General features: G+C 66.6%; 11 protein-coding genes. 10 read left to right on the forward strand and 1 reads right to left on the reverse strand.

Translation table 11 applies throughout. The features are described 5' to 3' along the window. The first annotated feature begins 67 nt into the window (after window positions 1-67). From rplA to tuf, 10 genes are all read left to right on the forward strand, one after another. Window positions 68-790: a 50S ribosomal protein L1 gene (gene rplA, locus OG741_RS23900; protein WP_266479191.1), complete on the forward strand. Its 723-nt coding sequence runs from the start codon at window positions 68-70 to the stop codon at window positions 788-790. Between the two features lie 169 nt (window positions 791-959). Continuing rightward, the gene (locus OG741_RS23905; protein WP_405601084.1) at window positions 960-1,820 is read left to right on the forward strand and encodes a DUF1396 domain-containing protein; all 861 of its coding nucleotides are present in this window, start codon (window positions 960-962) and stop codon (window positions 1,818-1,820) included. Between the two features lie 261 nt (window positions 1,821-2,081). Further along, window positions 2,082-2,612 (forward strand): 50S ribosomal protein L10, encoded by a 531-nt coding sequence (gene rplJ / locus OG741_RS23910; protein WP_266479187.1) that lies wholly within the window; start codon window positions 2,082-2,084, stop codon window positions 2,610-2,612. A gap of 113 nt (window positions 2,613-2,725) precedes the next feature. After that, the gene (rplL, locus tag OG741_RS23915) at window positions 2,726-3,109 is read left to right on the forward strand and encodes a 50S ribosomal protein L7/L12 (protein WP_266479185.1); all 384 of its coding nucleotides are present in this window, start codon (window positions 2,726-2,728) and stop codon (window positions 3,107-3,109) included. 594 nt (window positions 3,110-3,703) lie between these two features. Next, on the forward strand, window positions 3,704-7,189 hold the full coding sequence (gene rpoB, locus OG741_RS23920) for a DNA-directed RNA polymerase subunit beta (RefSeq protein ID WP_405601088.1): 3,486 nt from the start codon (window positions 3,704-3,706) through the stop codon (window positions 7,187-7,189). Between the two features lie 97 nt (window positions 7,190-7,286). Then, window positions 7,287-11,198 carry a DNA-directed RNA polymerase subunit beta' gene (locus tag OG741_RS23925; protein WP_405601090.1) on the forward strand — a complete coding sequence of 1,304 codons (3,912 nt, stop codon included), beginning with the start codon at window positions 7,287-7,289 and terminating at the stop codon, window positions 11,196-11,198. A gap of 316 nt (window positions 11,199-11,514) precedes the next feature. Continuing rightward, entirely contained in the window at window positions 11,515-11,886 is a 372-nt protein-coding gene (gene rpsL, locus OG741_RS23930) for a 30S ribosomal protein S12 (protein WP_003948652.1), read from the forward strand. Window positions 11,887-11,888: 2 nt separating this feature from the next. Further along, window positions 11,889-12,359, forward strand: coding sequence for a 30S ribosomal protein S7 (gene rpsG / locus OG741_RS23935; RefSeq protein WP_266479179.1), 471 nt, complete (start codon window positions 11,889-11,891; stop codon window positions 12,357-12,359). Window positions 12,360-12,397: 38 nt separating this feature from the next. Then, on the forward strand, window positions 12,398-14,524 hold the full coding sequence (gene fusA, locus OG741_RS23940; protein ID WP_328671400.1) for an elongation factor G: 2,127 nt from the start codon (window positions 12,398-12,400) through the stop codon (window positions 14,522-14,524). Between the two features lie 162 nt (window positions 14,525-14,686). Next, window positions 14,687-15,880 carry an elongation factor Tu gene (gene tuf, locus OG741_RS23945; RefSeq protein ID WP_266479175.1) on the forward strand — a complete coding sequence of 398 codons (1,194 nt, stop codon included), beginning with the start codon at window positions 14,687-14,689 and terminating at the stop codon, window positions 15,878-15,880. 102 nt (window positions 15,881-15,982) lie between these two features. Here the strand turns inward: tuf and OG741_RS23950 are convergent, their stop codons facing one another. Next, complete coding sequence (locus OG741_RS23950; protein ID WP_405601095.1) at window positions 15,983-18,082, reverse strand: PIG-L family deacetylase; 2,100 nt, start codon at window positions 18,080-18,082, stop codon at window positions 15,983-15,985. Between the last annotated feature and the right edge of the window lie 450 nt (window positions 18,083-18,532).

Raw genomic sequence — 18,532 nt, forward strand, 5'->3', positions numbered from 1 at the left:
CCTCAGTGGTAGGACCAAGCGCTGGTCCGCACCACGACTCCATACCTGAACCAACACAGGAGCAGAAGTGAAGCGCAGCAAGACTCTCCGCGCTGCGGACGCCAAGATCGACCGGGAGAAGCTGTACGCCCCGCTCGAGGCCGTCCGTCTCGCCAAGGACACCACCGCCACCAAGTTCGACGGCACCGTCGAGGTCGCCATGCGTCTGGGTGTTGACCCGCGCAAGGCCGACCAGATGGTCCGCGGCACCGTGAACCTTCCGCACGGCACCGGCAAGACCGCCCGGGTCCTGGTCTTCGCGACCGGTGACCGTGCTGCGGCCGCGGAAGCCGCTGGCGCCGACATTGTCGGCTCCGACGAACTGATCGACGAGGTTGCGAAGGGCCGTCTGGACTTCGACGCCGTCGTCGCCACCCCGGACCTCATGGGCAAGGTCGGCCGCCTCGGCCGTGTGCTCGGTCCGCGTGGTCTGATGCCGAACCCGAAGACCGGCACCGTCACCCCCGATGTCACCAAGGCTGTGAACGACATCAAGGGCGGCAAGATCGAGTTCCGCGTCGACAAGCACTCGAACCTGCACTTCATCATCGGCAAGGTCTCCTTCGACGAGACCAAGCTGGTCGAGAACTACGCCGCGGCGCTGGAGGAGATCCTCCGTCTCAAGCCGTCCGCCGCGAAGGGCCGCTACATCAGGAAGGCGACCCTGACCACGACGATGGGCCCCGGCATCCCGCTGGACTCCAACCGCACCCGCAACCTCCTCGTCGAGGAGGACCCGGCCGCGGTCTGAGCCTGACGGCTCACTCGGTACGAGAACCGGCCCCCGCACCTCGACAGAGGCGCGGGGGCCGGTTTTTGCTCGGGCGCCGCTTTTAATCACTGGCGCTGTCGGAGTCGAACGGTAGTGTCACGAGGGTTTGCGGAGCATCACGTACACCTGTGGGGGGAACATGCATCCGATGTACCGGAAGGCGGCCGGGGGTCTGCTCGCCGGAGCGCTGCTGTGCGGCACCGCGGCCTGTTCGGCGGGCACCACGCCGAAGCCGGACCGCCCGGCCGCGCAGAAGCCGCTCCGGGTCACCCTGGCCGCGGCGGTCAAGCGCGCGGCCGACCAGAACGAGAAGCTGACTTCGCTCTCGTACCGCATGAAGGGCCAGGTGCCGGGGGGCGGCGCGATCGAGGGCCAGGCCGCGATGGCGCTGAAGCCGCTCGCCATGCGGATGAAGATGAAGCAGAAGAGCGCCGGGGAGAGCGCCGAGGTCGAGATCCGCCTCGTCGGCGGCGTCATGTACCTCAACGGAGGCGAGAAGGCCGCCGCCGAGCTGGACGGCAAGAGCTGGCTCAAGTTCGACCTGTCCGGGCTCGGCAAGGGCGGCCAGAACCCGCTGGCCGGGCTGGGCGGCCAGGCGGACCGGAACCCGACGGAGGACTCGGCGTCGCTGACCGCCGCCAAGGACCTCAAGAAGGTCGGCCAGGAGACGGTCGACGGCGTGGCCACCACCCACTACGCGGGCACCGTGCCGCTGGACGTGATGCGCGCGAGTCTCAAGGGCGAGGACGCGGCGACCAGGCAGCGCCGGGAGAAGAGCCTCAAGAAGTACGAGGAGATGGGCGTCAAGGCCGTCACGATGGACATGTGGATCGACGGGAACGACCACACCAAGCAGTTCCGCACCCGCGCGGCCGCCGAGAAGGGCCCGCTGGATCTCACCATCACGTTCCTCGACTACAACAAGCCGGTCGTCGTGAAGGCGCCGCCGGCCTCCGCGACGGCGGACCTGGCCGAGATGTTCAAGGACACCGGGAGCGGCCAGGAGTGAGCCGTACAGCCCGATTTGCCTGACCGGGATTCGGTCCCGTACTCTTCCACAGAAGCCAAAGACCGCTGGTCGTTGCCGTGCTCTCGTAGAGGGTGTGGCGGCCGAAGGATCCGCTAGCTGCGGACGTCCTGCGCAGGTGACTGTGGACAGCTCCCGGATTCCATTCGGTTGAGCTACGCCCCGTGCGCCTGCGCCGGGGCGTTTCGTTTTGCCCAGCCCCTTCTGAGCGGTCCTCATCACCCGGAAGGAGGCCGACGCTCTATGGCAAGGCCCGACAAGGCTGCCGCGGTAGCCGAGCTCGCGGAGCAGTTCCGCAGCTCGAACGCCGCCGTGCTGACCGAGTACCGGGGTCTCACCGTGGCTCAGCTCAAGCAGCTGCGCCGTTCGCTCGGTGAGAACGCCCAGTACGCCGTGGTGAAGAACACGCTGACCAAGATTGCGGCCAACGAGGCCGGGATCAACACGCTCGACGACCTGTTCAACGGTCCGACAGCGGTTGCCTTCGTCACCGGTGACCCGGTGGAGTCGGCGAAGGGTCTTCGTGACTTCGCCAAGGACAACCCCAACCTCATCATCAAGGGCGGTGTCCTTGACGGTAAGGCGCTGTCCGCCGATGAGATCAAGAAGCTTGCGGACCTCGAGTCCCGCGAGGTTCTGCTCGCCAAGCTGGCGGGCGCCATGAAGGGCAAGCAGTCCCAGGCTGCCGCGCTCTTCCAGGCGCTTCCCTCGAAGTTCGTCCGCACCGCGGAGGCGCTTCGTGCCAAGAAGGCCGAGCAGGGCGGTGCCGAGTAATTCGGCTCGCGCATTGATCAGCGCCGCCTGAAGGCGCGCTGGTCGCAGCGGGCCGAACGCCCGCCGACATATACATCCCGGCACCAGCCGATTTAGTGGAAGGATCGCCCATCATGGCGAAGCTCAGCCAGGACGACCTGCTTGCGCAGTTCGAGGAGATGACCCTCATCGAGCTCTCCGAGTTCGTGAAGGCGTTCGAGGAGAAGTTCGACGTCACCGCCGCCGCTCCGGTCGCCGCTGCCGCTGGTGGCGCCGCTGCCGCCCCGGCCGAGGCCGAGGCCGAGCAGGACGAGTTCGACGTCATCCTCACCGGCGCCGGCGAGAAGAAGATCCAGGTCATCAAGGTCGTGCGTGAGCTGACCTCCCTGGGTCTGAAGGAGGCCAAGGACCTCGTGGACGGCGCCCCGAAGCCCGTTCTCGAGAAGGTCGCCAAGGACGCCGCCGAGAAGGCCGCCGAGTCCCTCAAGGGCGCCGGCGCGTCCGTCGAGGTCAAGTAAGTCCCCACTTGCGCCCACGGGCGCGTGGATTGAGTCTCTGACGCGTGGTTCCGCATAGGAGCCGCAAGGGACACAGCGAAGGGCGATCACCCAGACGGGTGGTCGCCCTTCGACGTGTGCGAGGCCTGCCGGGTTCTTCCGGATCCGGTGGGTATCGTGATCTTCGCCGTGCGCCCCTGACGCTGGTCAGTGACGATCTCAGCAGCCAGTTTGGGTTGGGGGGCCTTGACGAACCGCACGTAGCGCGCAATTCTCAGGACGCGTCGTCACAAGGATCCGGATCCGAGGCATGGATCGACGACCGAACGGGCAGTATCGAGGTGCGCCTGCTGGCGCGAGGGCAAGCCGCGGAGTTGAGAACAACGAGGGTCTCGAAAACCCGCACTGGACATCAGTGTGCCAAGTGGCTACACTGACCCTTTGCGCTGCCTGTTAACTGCCCCCTGCCCGTCACCAGGGGCATCCCCACGTATGAGCATCGTTGACTGAAGCATCCCTGAGCTGGCCATTTGGCCAACCAGGAGCGTCTGTCTCCGTGTCCATGGTGGGACCGGTACGCGCGTAGTGAGTCCGAGCCCTCGGAAGGACCCCCTCTTGGCCGCCTCGCGCAACGCCTCGACCGCGAATACGAACAACGGCGCCAGCACCGCCCCGCTGCGCATCTCCTTTGCAAAGATCAAGGAGCCCCTCGAGGTTCCGAACCTCCTCGCGTTGCAGACCGAGAGCTTTGACTGGCTGCTCGGCAATGCCGCATGGAAGGCTCGTGTCGAGGCGGCTCTGGACAGCGGACAGGACGTCCCCACCAAGTCCGGTCTGGAAGAGATCTTCGAGGAGATCTCTCCGATCGAGGACTTTTCCGGGTCGATGTCGCTGACCTTCCGCGACCACCGTTTCGAGCCTCCCAAGAACTCCATCGACGAGTGCAAGGAGCGCGACTTCACGTACGCGGCCCCGCTCTTCGTCACGGCCGAGTTCACCAACAACGAGACCGGCGAGATCAAGTCCCAGACGGTCTTCATGGGCGACTTCCCGCTCATGACCAACAAGGGCACCTTCGTCATCAACGGCACCGAGCGTGTCGTCGTGTCGCAGCTGGTCCGCTCGCCGGGTGTCTACTTCGACTCCAACATCGACAAGACGTCCGACAAGGACATCTTCACGGCCAAGATCATCCCGTCCCGGGGTGCCTGGCTGGAGATGGAGATCGACAAGCGCGACATGGTCGGTGTCCGCATCGACCGCAAGCGCAAGCAGTCCGTCACCGTCCTGCTCAAGGCTCTCGGCTGGACCACCGAGCAGATCCTCGAGGAGTTCGGCGAGTACGAGTCGATGCGCGCCACCCTGGAGAAGGACCACACCCAGGGCCAGGACGACGCGCTGCTCGACATCTACCGCAAGCTCCGCCCGGGCGAGCCGCCGACGCGCGAGGCCGCTCAGACGCTGCTCGAGAACCTCTACTTCAACCCGAAGCGCTACGACCTCGCCAAGGTCGGCCGCTACAAGGTGAACAAGAAGCTCGGCGCCGAAGAGCCGCTGGACGCCGGCGTGCTCACCACCGACGACGTCATCGCGACCATCAAGTACCTGGTCAAGCTGCACGCCGGTGAGACCGAGACCGTGGGCGAGAGCGGCACCCAGATCGTCGTCGAGACCGACGACATCGACCACTTCGGCAACCGTCGTCTGCGCAACGTCGGCGAGCTCATCCAGAACCAGGTCCGCACGGGTCTGGCTCGTATGGAGCGCGTCGTGCGTGAGCGCATGACGACCCAGGACGTCGAGGCGATCACGCCGCAGACCCTGATCAACATCCGGCCGGTCGTCGCCTCCATCAAGGAGTTCTTCGGCACCAGCCAGCTGTCGCAGTTCATGGACCAGAACAACCCGCTGTCGGGTCTCACCCACAAGCGCCGTCTGTCCGCGCTTGGCCCGGGTGGTCTGTCCCGTGAGCGGGCCGGCTTCGAGGTCCGTGACGTGCACCCGTCGCACTACGGCCGCATGTGCCCGATCGAGACCCCTGAAGGCCCGAACATCGGTCTGATCGGCTCGCTCGCCTCCTACGGCCGGGTCAACGCGTTCGGCTTCGTCGAGACCCCGTACCGCAAGGTCGTCGACGACCAGGTGACCGACGAGGTCGACTACCTGACCGCCGACGAGGAAGACCGGTTCGTCATCGCGCAGGCCAACGCCGCGCTGACCGACGACATGCGCTTCGCCGAAGCCCGTGTCCTGGTCCGCCGTCGTGGCGGCGAGGTCGACTACGTCCCGGGCTCCGACGTGGACTACATGGACGTCTCGCCGCGCCAGATGGTCTCGGTCGCGACCGCCATGATCCCGTTCCTCGAGCACGACGACGCCAACCGTGCCCTCATGGGCGCGAACATGATGCGTCAGGCCGTTCCGCTGATCACGGCCGAGGCGCCGCTGGTCGGCACCGGCATGGAGTACCGCTGCGCGGTCGACGCCGGTGACGTCATCAAGGCGGAGAAGGAAGGTGTTGTCCAGGAGGTCTCCGCGGACTACATCACCGTCGCCAACGACGACGGCACGTACACCACGTACCGCATCGCCAAGTTCTCCCGGTCGAACCAGGGCACCTCGGTCAACCAGAAGGTTGTCGTGGACGAGGGCGCCCGGGTCGTCGAGGGCCAGGTCCTCGCCGACGGTCCGGCCACCGAGCAGGGCGAGATGGCGCTCGGCAAGAACCTGCTGGTCGCGTTCATGCCGTGGGAGGGTCACAACTACGAGGACGCGATCATCCTGTCGCAGCGCCTCGTGCAGGACGACGTCCTCTCCTCGATCCACATCGAGGAGCACGAGGTCGACGCCCGTGACACCAAGCTCGGCCCGGAGGAGATCACCCGGGACATCCCGAACGTCTCCGAGGAGGTCCTCGCCGACCTCGACGAGCGCGGCATCATCCGTATCGGTGCCGAGGTCGTCGCAGGCGACATCCTGGTCGGCAAGGTCACGCCCAAGGGTGAGACCGAGCTGACCCCGGAGGAGCGTCTGCTCCGCGCGATCTTCGGTGAGAAGGCGCGTGAGGTCCGTGACACCTCGCTAAAGGTGCCGCACGGCGAGACCGGCAAGGTCATCGGCGTCCGGGTCTTCGACCGCGAGGAGGGCGACGAGCTGCCGCCGGGCGTGAACCAGCTGGTTCGCGTGTACGTCGCGCAGAAGCGCAAGATCACCGATGGTGACAAGCTCGCCGGCCGTCACGGCAACAAGGGCGTCATCTCGAAGATCCTGCCGATCGAGGACATGCCGTTCCTGGAGGACGGCACCCCGGTCGACATCATCCTCAACCCCCTCGGTGTCCCGTCCCGAATGAACCCGGGACAGGTCCTCGAGATCCACCTCGGCTGGCTCGCCAGCCGCGGCTGGGACGTCTCCGGTCTGGCCGACGACTGGGCCCAGCGCCTGCAGGCCATCGGCGCCGACCAGGTCGAGCCGGGCACCAACGTCGCGACCCCGGTCTTCGACGGTGCGCGCGAGGACGAGATCGCCGGTCTCTTCGAGGCCACGATCCCGAACCGCGACGGTGACCGGCTGGTCCAGCCTTCCGGCAAGGCCAACCTGTTCGACGGCCGCTCCGGCGAGCCGTTCCCGGACCCGATCTCGATCGGGTACATGTACATCCTCAAGCTCCACCACCTGGTCGACGACAAGCTGCACGCCCGCTCGACCGGCCCGTACTCGATGATCACCCAGCAGCCGCTGGGTGGTAAGGCCCAGTTCGGCGGCCAGCGATTCGGTGAGATGGAGGTGTGGGCGCTGGAGGCTTACGGCGCCGCGTACGCCCTCCAGGAGCTGCTGACCATCAAGTCCGACGACGTCACCGGCCGCGTGAAGGTCTACGAGGCCATCGTCAAGGGCGAGAACATCCCCGAGCCCGGCATTCCCGAGTCCTTCAAGGTGCTCATCAAGGAAATGCAGTCGCTCTGCCTCAACGTGGAGGTGCTCTCCTCGGACGGCATGTCCATCGAGATGCGCGACACGGACGAGGACGTCTTCCGCGCTGCGGAGGAGCTCGGTATCGACCTGTCCCGGCGTGAGCCGAGCAGCGTCGAAGAGGTCTGACGGGTCTGGCCGGGACCTCCTCGTGAGGTCCCGGCCCTGCCCCGGACCCGTACAGACCATGATTGAGACACGACCCCGAAAGAGGGATTGACGACAAGTGCTCGACGTCAACTTCTTCGACGAGCTGCGGATCGGCCTTGCCACCGCGGACGACATCCGACAGTGGTCGCACGGCGAGGTCAAGAAGCCGGAGACCATCAACTACCGCACGCTCAAGCCCGAGAAGGACGGACTCTTCTGCGAGAAGATCTTCGGTCCGACCCGGGACTGGGAGTGCTACTGCGGCAAGTACAAGCGTGTCCGCTTCAAGGGCATCATCTGTGAGCGCTGTGGCGTAGAGGTCACCCGCGCCAAGGTGCGCCGTGAGCGGATGGGCCACATTGAGCTGGCCGCTCCCGTCACCCACATCTGGTACTTCAAGGGCGTCCCGTCGCGCCTTGGCTACCTGCTCGACCTCGCGCCGAAGGACCTCGAGAAGGTCATCTACTTCGCCGCGTACATGATCACGTTCGTGGACGAGGAGCGCCGTACGCGCGACCTGCCCTCGCTGGAGGCTCATGTCTCCGTCGAGCGCCAGCAGGTCGAGAACCGCCGCGACGCCGACCTCGAAGCCCGCGCCAAGAAGCTCGAGACCGACCTGGCCGAGCTCGAGGCCGAGGGCGCCAAGGCCGATGTGCGCCGCAAGGTGCGCGAAGGCGCCGAGCGTGAGATGAAGCAGCTGCGCGACCGTGCGCAGCGCGAGATCGACCGTCTCGACGAGGTGTGGAACCGCTTCAAGAACCTCAAGGTCCAGGACCTGGAGGGTGACGAGCTGCTCTACCGCGAGCTGCGTGACCGCTTCGGCACGTACTTCGACGGCTCGATGGGTGCCGCGGCGCTGCAGAAGCGCCTGGAGTCCTTCGACCTCGAGGAGGAGGCCGAGCGTCTCCGCGAGATCATCCGTACCGGCAAGGGCCAGAAGAAGACCCGTGCGCTCAAGCGCCTCAAGGTCGTCTCCGCGTTCCTGCAGACCAGCAACAGCCCCAAGGGCATGGTGCTCGACTGCGTGCCGGTGATCCCGCCGGACCTGCGTCCGATGGTGCAGCTGGACGGTGGCCGCTTCGCGACCTCCGACCTGAACGACCTGTACCGCCGTGTGATCAACCGCAACAACCGCCTCAAGCGTCTCCTTGACCTCGGTGCCCCCGAGATCATCGTGAACAACGAGAAGCGGATGCTGCAGGAGGCCGTCGACGCGCTGTTCGACAACGGCCGCCGTGGTCGCCCGGTGACCGGTCCCGGTAACCGCCCGCTGAAGTCCCTGAGCGACATGCTCAAGGGCAAGCAGGGCCGTTTCCGTCAGAACCTGCTCGGCAAGCGTGTGGACTACTCCGCGCGTTCCGTCATCGTCGTCGGTCCGCAGCTGAAGCTGCACCAGTGCGGTCTGCCCAAGGCCATGGCGCTGGAGCTCTTCAAGCCGTTCGTGATGAAGCGCCTGGTCGACCTGAACCACGCGCAGAACATCAAGAGCGCCAAGCGGATGGTCGAGCGCGGCCGCACGGTCGTGTACGACGTCCTCGAAGAGGTCATCGCCGAGCACCCGGTTCTGCTGAACCGTGCGCCCACGCTGCACCGCCTCGGCATCCAGGCCTTCGAGCCGCAGCTGGTCGAGGGCAAGGCCATCCAGATCCACCCGCTCGTCTGCACCGCGTTCAACGCGGACTTCGACGGTGACCAGATGGCCGTGCACCTGCCGCTGTCCGCGGAGGCGCAGGCCGAGGCCCGCATCCTGATGCTGTCCTCGAACAACATCCTCAAGCCGGCCGACGGCCGTCCGGTCACCATGCCCACCCAGGACATGGTGCTCGGCCTCTTCTTCCTCACCACGGACGAGGAGGAGCGCGAGGTGCGCGGCGAGGGCCGTGCGTTCAACTCCACCGCCGAGGCGATCATGGCCTTCGACGCCCGGGAGCTCTCGCTCCAGGCGAAGGTCGACATCCGCTTCCCGGTCGGCACGATCCCGCCGCGTGGCTGGACCCCGCCGGTCGCCGAGGAGAGCTCGGACATCGCCGCGGGCGAGTGGCAGCAGGGTGACAGCTTCCGGCTGCGTACGACTCTGGGCCGCGCGCTCTTCAACGAGCTGCTGCCCGAGGACTACCCCTTCGTCGACTACTCCGTCGGCAAGAAGCAGCTCTCCGAGATCGTCAACGACCTCGCCGAGCGCTACCCCAAGGTCATCGTGGCGGCGACGCTCGACAACCTGAAGGCGGCGGGCTTCTTCTGGGCCACCCGTTCCGGTGTCACGGTCGCCATCTCCGACATCGTCGTTCCCGAGGCGAAGAAGGAGATCGTCAAGGGCTACGAGGCGCAGGACGAGAAGGTCCAGAAGCAGTACGAGCGCGGTCTGATCACCAAGCAGGAGCGCACGCAGGAACTCATCACCATCTGGACCAAGGCGACCAACGAGGTTGCCGAGGCGATGAACGCGAACTTCCCGAAGACCAACCCCATCTTCATGATGGTCAACTCGGGTGCTCGCGGAAACATGATGCAGATGCGTCAGATCGCCGGTATGCGTGGTCTGGTGTCCAACGCCAAGAACGAGACCATCCCGCGGCCCATCAAGGCGTCGTTCCGTGAGGGTCTGTCCGTGCTGGAGTACTTCATCTCCACGCACGGTGCCCGTAAGGGTCTGGCGGACACCGCCCTGCGTACCGCCGACTCGGGTTACCTGACCCGTCGTCTGGTCGACGTCTCGCAGGACGTCATCATCCGCGAGGAGGACTGCGGCACCGACCGCGGCCTGAAGCTCAAGATCGCGGAGCGCGGCGCCGACGGTGTGCTGCGCAAGACCGAGGACGTCGAGACCTCCGTGTACGCGCGGATGCTCGCCGAGGACGTCGTCGTCGACGGCAAGGTCATCGCGCCGGCCAATGTCGACCTGGGTGACGTGCTCATCGACGCCCTGGTGGGCGCCGGTGTCGTGGAGGTCAAGACCCGCTCGGTCCTGACCTGTGAGTCGGCGGTCGGCACCTGTGCCTTCTGCTACGGCCGTTCGCTGGCCACCGGCAAGCTGGTCGACATCGGTGAGGCGGTCGGCATCATCGCCGCCCAGTCCATCGGTGAGCCCGGTACCCAGCTCACGATGCGTACCTTCCACACCGGTGGTGTGGCCGGTGACGACATCACCCAGGGTCTGCCCCGTGTCGTCGAGCTCTTCGAGGCTCGTACGCCCAAGGGTGTCGCCCCGATCTCGGAGGCGGCAGGCCGCATCCGTATCGAGGAGACCGAGAAGACCAAGAAGATCGTCGTCACCCCCGACGACGGCAGCGACGAGACGCCGTTCCCGATCTCGAAGCGTGCCCGTCTGCTGGTGGGCGAGGGCGACCACGTCGAGGTGGGCCAGAAGCTCACCGTGGGTGCCACCAACCCGCACGACGTGCTGCGGATCCTCGGTCAGCGCGCGGTCCAGGTCCACCTGGTCGGCGAGGTCCAGAAGGTCTACAACTCGCAGGGTGTGTCGATCCACGACAAGCACATCGAGATCATCATCCGGCAGATGCTGCGCCGTGTGACGATCATCGAGTCCGGCGACGCGGAACTGCTGCCGGGCGAGCTCGTCGAGCGCTCGAAGTTCGAGACCGAGAACCGTCGTGTGGTCACCGAGGGCGGTCACCCCGCCTCCGGCCGTCCGCAGCTGATGGGTATCACCAAGGCCTCGCTGGCGACCGAGTCGTGGCTGTCCGCGGCGTCCTTCCAGGAGACGACCAGGGTTCTGACCGACGCGGCGATCAACGCCAAGTCGGACTCCCTGATCGGCCTCAAGGAGAACGTCATCATCGGTAAGCTCATCCCGGCCGGTACGGGTCTGTCCCGTTACCGCAACATCCGGGTGGAGCCCACCGAGGAGGCCAAGGCCGCGATGTACTCGGCCGTCGGCTACGACGACATCGACTACTCGCCGTTCGGCACCGGCTCCGGCCAGGCCGTTCCGCTGGAGGACTACGACTACGGTCCGTACAACCAGTAAAAGCGCTTAGTCGCCCACAGGGCGGTCATCCCTCGCGGATGGCCGCCCTGTGTCGTACATTGCAGGCTGGTGTGTCCTGCGCGTGTGCATTTGTTTTGACCGGAGCCGATGCGGTAGGTACGCTCTGACCTTGTGCCTGGGGTGTGCCTGGGCTCGTGTGCGTGTCCTCAACCGCATGGCGAGTCCGCGAAAGGCCACCGTAATCTGCGCTCTCTTCCCTTTGCGGGGGAGCCTGCAGCATTCGACACACCCGACCGCGTGGGTCGGCGACGTTCCAGGTTAGTTTCACATACGGCACACAGAAACCGGAGAAGTAGTGCCTACGATCCAGCAGCTGGTCCGGAAGGGCCGGCAGGACAAGGTCGAGAAGAACAAGACGCCCGCACTCGAGGGTTCCCCTCAGCGCCGCGGCGTCTGCACGCGTGTGTTCACGACCACCCCGAAGAAGCCGAACTCGGCCCTGCGGAAGGTCGCGCGTGTGCGTCTGACCTCCGGCATCGAGGTCACGGCCTACATTCCGGGTGAGGGACACAACCTGCAGGAGCACTCCATCGTGCTCGTGCGTGGTGGCCGTGTGAAGGACCTGCCGGGTGTTCGTTACAAGATCATCCGCGGTTCCCTCGACACCCAGGGTGTCAAGAACCGCAAGCAGGCCCGCAGCCGCTACGGCGCCAAGAAGGAGAAGTAAGAATGCCTCGTAAGGGCCCCGCCCCGAAGCGCCCGGTCATCATCGACCCGGTCTACGGTTCTCCTCTTGTCACGTCGCTGATCAACAAGATCCTGCTCAACGGCAAGCGTTCCACTGCCGAGCGGATCGTCTACGGCGCCATGGAAGGCCTCCGCGAGAAGACCGGCGCCGACCCGGTCATCACGCTGAAGCGCGCTCTCGAGAACGTCAAGCCGACTCTCGAGGTCAAGTCCCGCCGTGTCGGTGGCGCCACCTACCAGGTGCCGATCGAGGTCAAGCCCGGTCGCGCCGGCACCCTCGCGCTCCGCTGGGTCGTGGGTTACTCCCGCGCCCGTCGCGAGAAGACCATGACCGAGCGCCTCATGAACGAACTGCTCGACGCCTCCAACGGCCTCGGCGCTTCGGTCAAGAAGCGTGAGGACACGCACAAGATGGCCGAGTCCAACAAGGCCTTCGCGCACTACCGCTGGTAGTCGCTACCCACATCGAGACCGAGAGAAGATTGAGCCTTATGGCCACCACTTCGCTTGACCTGGCCAAGGTCCGCAACATTGGGATCATGGCCCACATCGACGCGGGCAAGACGACGACCACCGAGCGCATCCTGTTTTACACCGGTGTGAGCTACAAGATCGGTGAGGTCCACGACGGCGCTGCCACGATGGACTGGATGGAGCAGGAGCAGGAGCGCGGCATCACGATTACGTCCGCCGCGACGACCTGTCACTGGCCGCTCGAGGACGTCGATCACACCATCAACATCATCGACACCCCGGGTCACGTCGACTTCACGGTCGAGGTGGAGCGTTCGCTCCGCGTGCTCGACGGTGCTGTCACGGTGTTCGACGGTGTCGCCGGCGTTGAGCCGCAGTCCGAGACCGTCTGGCGTCAGGCGGACCGCTACGGCGTTCCGCGTATCTGCTTCGTCAACAAGCTCGACCGCACCGGCGCCGAGTTCCACCGCTGCGTCGACATGATCGTGGACCGCCTCGGCGCGACCCCGATCGTGATGCAGCTGCCGATCGGTGCCGAGGCAGACTTCAAGGGCATCGTCGACCTCGTTCGTATGAAGGCTCTTGTCTGGTCCGCCGAGGCCACCAAGGGCGAGATGTACGACGTCGTCGACATCCCGGCCACGCACACCGAGGCCGCCGAGGAGTGGCGCGGCAAGCTGGTCGAGACCGTCGCGGAGAACGACGAAGAGATCATGGAGCTGTACCTGGAGGGCGTCGAGCCCACCGAGGAGCAGCTGTACGCCGCGATCCGTCGTATCACCATCGCGTCCGGCAAGGGCGGCGGCACCACCGTCACCCCCGTCTTCTGCGGTACCGCGTTCAAGAACAAGGGCGTGCAGCCCCTGCTCGACGCGGTTGTGCGCTACCTCCCCTCCCCCCTGGACGTCGAAGGCATTGATGGCCACGACGTCAAGGACGCGGAGAAGGTCATCACGCGCAAGCCGTCCGAGGACGAGCCGCTGGCCGCCCTGGCCTTCAAGATCGCGAGCGACCCGCACCTGGGCAAGCTCACCTTCATCCGGGTCTACTCGGGTCGCCTGGAGTCCGGCACTGCAGTGCTGAACCCCACCAAGGGCAAGAAGGAGCGCATCGGCAAGATCTACCGTATGCACGCGAACAAGCGTGAGGAGATCGACGCGGTGGGCGCCGGCGACATCGTCGCCGTCATGGGCCTGAAGCAGACCACCACCGGTGAGACGCTGTGTGACGACAAGAACCCGGTGATCCTGGAGTCCATGGACTTCCCGGCGCCGGTCATCCAGGTCGCCATCGAGCCCAAGTCCAAGGGTGACCAGGAGAAGCTGGGTGTCGCCATCCAGCGTCTCGCGGAGGAGGACCCCTCCTTCCAGGTCCACTCCGACGAGGAGACCGGCCAGACCATCATCGGTGGTATGGGCGAGCTTCACCTCGAGGTGCTCGTCGACCGCATGCGGCGCGAGTTCCGCGTCGAGGCCAACGTCGGCAAGCCGCAGGTCGCGTACCGCGAGACGATCCGCAAGGCCGTCGAGCGTATCGACTACACGCACAAGAAGCAGACCGGTGGTACCGGTCAGTTCGCGAAGGTGCAGATCGCGCTGGAGCCCATCGAGGGCGGCGACGCGACCTACGAGTTCGTGAACAAGGTCACCGGTGGCCGCATCCCCCGTGAGTACATCCCCTCGGTGGACGCGGGTGCGCAGGAAGCCATGCAGTTCGGCATCCTGGCCGGCTACGAGATGGTGGGCGTCCGCGTCACCCTTCTCGACGGTGGTTACCACGAGGTCGACTCCTCCGAACTCGCGTTCAAGATCGCTGGTTCGCAGGCGTTCAAGGAGGGTGCCCGCAAGGCGTCCCCCGTGCTTCTCGAGCCGATGATGGCCGTCGAGGTCACGACGCCCGAGGACTACATGGGCGATGTCATCGGCGACCTCAACTCCCGCCGTGGCCAGATTCAGGCCATGGACGAGCGCAGCGGTGCCCGGGTCGTCAAGGGCCTGGTTCCGCTGTCGGAGATGTTCGGCTACGTCGGAGACCTCCGCAGCAAGACCTCGGGTCGCGCAAGCTACTCGATGCAGTTCGACTCCTACGCCGAGGTTCCGCGGAACGTCGCCGAGGAGATCATCGCGAAGGCCAAGGGCGAGTAACTCTCCCGAGTACACGCTTTAGGCTTGTCACCGGAGCCTGCGGGGGCATTCCAGCCGCTACGCAAGTAATGCGGCCGGAATGCCCCGGGCCCCGGCATCCCAGCAAAGATCACCTGGCGCCGATGAAGCAAGGCGTACAGAACCACTCCACAGGAGGACCCAGTGGCGAAGGCGAAGTTCGAGCGGACTAAGCCGCACGTCAACATCGGCACCATCGGTCACATCGACCACGGTAAGACGACCCTCACGGCCGCCATTACCAAGGTGCTGCATGACGCGTACCCGGACCTGAACGAGGCCTCGGCCTTCGACCAGATCGACAAGGCTCCTGAGGAGCGCCAGCGCGGTATCACGATCTCGATCGCGCACGTCGAGTACCAGACGGAGTCGCGTCACTACGCGCACGTCGACTGCCCCGGTCACGCGGACTACATCAAGAACATGATCACGGGTGCGGCGCAGATGGACGGCGCCATCCTCGTGGTCGCCGCGACCGACGGCCCGATGCCGCAGACCAAGGAGCACGTGCTCCTGGCCCGCCAGGTTGGCGTTCCGTACATCGTTGTCGCCCTGAACAAGGCCGACATGGTGGACGACGAGGAGATCCTGGAGCTCGTCGAGCTCGAGGTCCGCGAGCTGCTCTCCGAGTACGAGTTCCCGGGCGACGACCTTCCGGTCGTCAAGGTCTCGGCGCTCAAGGCGCTCGAGGGTGACAAGGAGTGGGGCCAGACCGTCCTCGACCTGATGAAGGCCGTCGACGAGTCCATCCCGCAGCCCGAGCGTGACGTCGACAAGCCGTTCCTGATGCCGATCGAGGACGTCTTCACGATCACCGGTCGTGGCACCGTCGTCACCGGTCGTATCGAGCGTGGTGTCCTCAAGGTCAACGAGACCGTTGACATCGTGGGCATCAAGCAGGAGAAGACCACCACCACGGTCACCGGCATCGAGATGTTCCGCAAGCTGCTCGACGAGGGCCAGGCCGGTGAGAACGTCGGTCTGCTCCTCCGTGGCATCAAGCGCGAGGACGTCGAGCGCGGCCAGGTCATCATCAAGCCCGGTTCGGTCACGCCGCACACCGAGTTCGAGGCCCAGGCCTACATCCTGTCGAAGGACGAGGGTGGTCGTCACACCCCCTTCTTCAACAACTACCGCCCGCAGTTCTACTTCCGTACCACGGACGTGACCGGCGTTGTGACCCTCCCCGAGGGCACCGAGATGGTCATGCCGGGCGACAACACCACCATGACGGTCAACCTGATTCAGCCGGTCGCCATGGAGGAGGGCCTCAAGTTCGCCATCCGTGAGGGTGGCCGGACTGTGGGCGCCGGCCAGGTCATCAAGATCAACAAGTAATTGCTGATCTGACCTGGTTGCTCCTGGAGCAAACAGCTGGGGCCCCGCACTTCGGTGCGGGGCCCCTTTGCTGTGTCTGGTTGCCTGTGCGCTGAAGCCGGATCAGCCGGCGGTTCCTGCCTCGGGCTGCCAGGTCCAGGGGTGCGCGTCTGCCCCCAGACCCACCACGGTGGCGCCCGAGCGGCCTATGTGAAGGGCGGGCGCGTCCAGTGCCGCCATTCCCCGAGTGCGCGTCAGAACCCTTCTGCCGGTGCGGAGTTGGAGCCGTCCGTGGGTGTCCTTGCCGAGCAGTACGGGGCCGCCGGGCGCCGCGGCCACGCTCACCGGGCCGAAGCCGCCGAAGCCCTCCTTGCGGGGCCGTGCGGGGGCGCCCCCGGCGCGTACGGCCATCACGGCCGTGGCTGTCGGCCTGCGGTAGTACAGCTCTATGCCGCCGTCGTGGGTCGGCACCGGGGCGACCGGGTCCCCGGGCACGGGCAGGCCCCCGCCCGCGCGGTAAGTGAGGGGCAGGCCCATCGTGTCCTGCGTCCAGTGGTGCACGCCCTCGCGGCCGGCGGCAAAGACATGGACCCGGCCCGCGCGGTCCACGACCGTCGACAGGCCGTCCTGGACCTCCTCGCCGCCGAGGTCGCGCCAGCGGTCCCAGTCCCCTGAGGCGTCGCGGACCCGTGTGCTGATGCCCTTGTCGGCGTTGCGGACGAAGAGATGGACCCGGCCGTCGGGGGCCGCGACGGCGACCGGGACGCCGATGCGGCGGCCGCGGTCGTCTCCCCGCTCGGGGTTGCCGAGCCCCTTCCAGGCCAGGAACGCGCTGCCGGGGGAGCCCTGCTCCAGCAGGACGACCTCGCGCCGGTTGGGCCCGCCGCGGCCGCCGATCTCGGCGAAGCGCAGCGCGAACAGCAACTGGCGGCCGTCCTTCAGCGTTGCGCCGCCCAGCGCGGGCGCGAGCGGGCCGCCGCCGAGGTCGTCCGGGTTGCCCCACTGCCCGCTGCCCGGCCTGGTCTCGCGCCAGCGGACCGCACGCAGCCCGAGCACCCCGTAGGCGACCAGCCGGCCGGACGGCTCGGCGGCGACGACGGTGCGGGAGCCGGGGTGGCGGTAGTGGGTGGAGCGGACCCAGCCCTTCTTGTTCTTGAGCGGACGGATGCCGCCGACGCTGTAGTCGCCGCAGCCGGACGGGTTGCCGCACTCCCACCGCGGGTCGCCGCCGTACGGGACGAGGTTGTCGGCCTTCTCCTTGAGCACCGCGGCCGGGAGGTTCTTGGGCCAGTGGCGGTTGTAGTAGCCGCGGAAGGCGGTGGCGACGAAGGCGGGCACATGGCCGCCGTCCTTCGTCGCACGGGCGACCCAGCGGACCATGGCGGCCCAGCTGAAGGAGGCGACCGCGGTGTGGTCGCCGTGATCCGAGTAGCCGCGCTGCTCGCTGTCCTTCTTGCGGGTGGCCTCGTCGCTGTGCTGGATGTCCGGGTCGGGGTCCAGGGTCTGGATCACGGTCGGCCGGTACTGCTCCATCAGCCCGACCAGTACGTCGACGAGCGAGTCGTAGTCGTACGAGACGGCCCTGCGCAGCGGGGAGTCGGCGGCGACGACGGTGGTCAGCCCCAGCGCGCGGTCCCGCCACAGGCTGGGCAGCGCCATGTACCGGCGCCTGGTGTGCATGGGGAGGTTGAGGAAGATCAGCTCGACCCTGCGGTAGCCGTTGACGAGGGTGTTGATCTCGGCACGGTGGCCGCCCTGCAGCGGGGCGACGTCCTTGGTCCACTCGGTGAACCTGCCGAGCCCGAGCAGGGACGCGTAGGCCTGGCGCAGGCCCTGGTGACGGGCCGAGGAGTAGGCGGCCTTGTCCGCTTGGTCGTTCGGGTTGCCGGGTATGTGGTTGACGCCCTCGTGCTCGCCGGCGGTGACGTACACGCAGACCAGCGGAACCCCGGCGTCCAGCATCCGCTGGGTGTCGGGGTTCATGAAGTACAGATCGTCGTCGGGATGGGCGAGTATCTGCATCAGCTGTGCCCGCCGGGAGCTGGCGATGGGTATGCCGGGTGCGGGGTCCGCGGTGGGGTAGGAGCGCCGCTGGGCGGGTGGTACGGAGCAGGAGCTGAGAGCGGCGGCCGCGGCGACGGCGGCTGTGGCGCTGACCACATTCCGTCTGCTCGGGCCGCTCAGGCGCGCGGCAGCCGCCCCCCGGGCATGCGCGATGTTCATCTGTCCCGCTCCGTCCGCTTCCCCCGCAGCGGGCAGACAGGCCCCCCTTGCTGCGTACTCTCACACTCAGATAAGGGCGGACGGGCTGGTCACAGGCGGTCCGCGCTCAGCAAGACGGCCGATCGACACGCGAGGTTGCCTCGCGTCGCAAGGGCGTGGGTGAGAAGCGGATCAGTGGGGTACTCTCTCCGGCCGCGATTGGCCAGGGGTCTGCCCCATATGGCACACTAGCCAGGTTGCTCGGTTGAGTGCCAATGCTGCGCGCCTCCCGCCGGGAGGACCGGAAGCGAGTCCCACAGTACTCGTCGCCCCATCTGCCGTAAGGCAGCGCTGGAGCGGACGTACGGGAATCTTCCGGGAAGTGTCAGCGGGGTACCGACCAGGCACTCGGTGGGTGTTCTTCCCCCGATGCGCGGCCACGGCCCGCACCCCCTTGGTTGGGAAATCCTT

The sequence above is a fragment of the Streptomyces sp. NBC_01410 genome (assembly GCF_045040195.1).
Classification (GTDB): Bacteria; Actinomycetota; Actinomycetes; order Streptomycetales; family Streptomycetaceae; genus Streptomyces.

What these genes read in the sequence shown, in the direction of transcription:
- OG741_RS23905 (WP_405601084.1), top strand. Translation starts at nt 960, where the DNA reads ATGTACCGGAAGGCGGCCGGGGGTCTGCTCGCCGGAGCGCTGCTGTGC.
- rplJ (WP_266479187.1), top strand. Translation starts at nt 2,082, where the DNA reads ATGGCAAGGCCCGACAAGGCTGCCGCGGTAGCCGAGCTCGCGGAGCAG.
- rplL (WP_266479185.1), top strand. Translation starts at nt 2,726, where the DNA reads ATGGCGAAGCTCAGCCAGGACGACCTGCTTGCGCAGTTCGAGGAGATG.
- rpsG (WP_266479179.1), top strand. Translation starts at nt 11,889, where the DNA reads ATGCCTCGTAAGGGCCCCGCCCCGAAGCGCCCGGTCATCATCGACCCG.
- fusA (WP_328671400.1), top strand. Translation starts at nt 12,398, where the DNA reads ATGGCCACCACTTCGCTTGACCTGGCCAAGGTCCGCAACATTGGGATC.
- OG741_RS23950 (WP_405601095.1), bottom strand. Translation starts at nt 18,082, where the DNA reads ATGAACATCGCGCATGCCCGGGGGGCGGCTGCCGCGCGCCTGAGCGGC.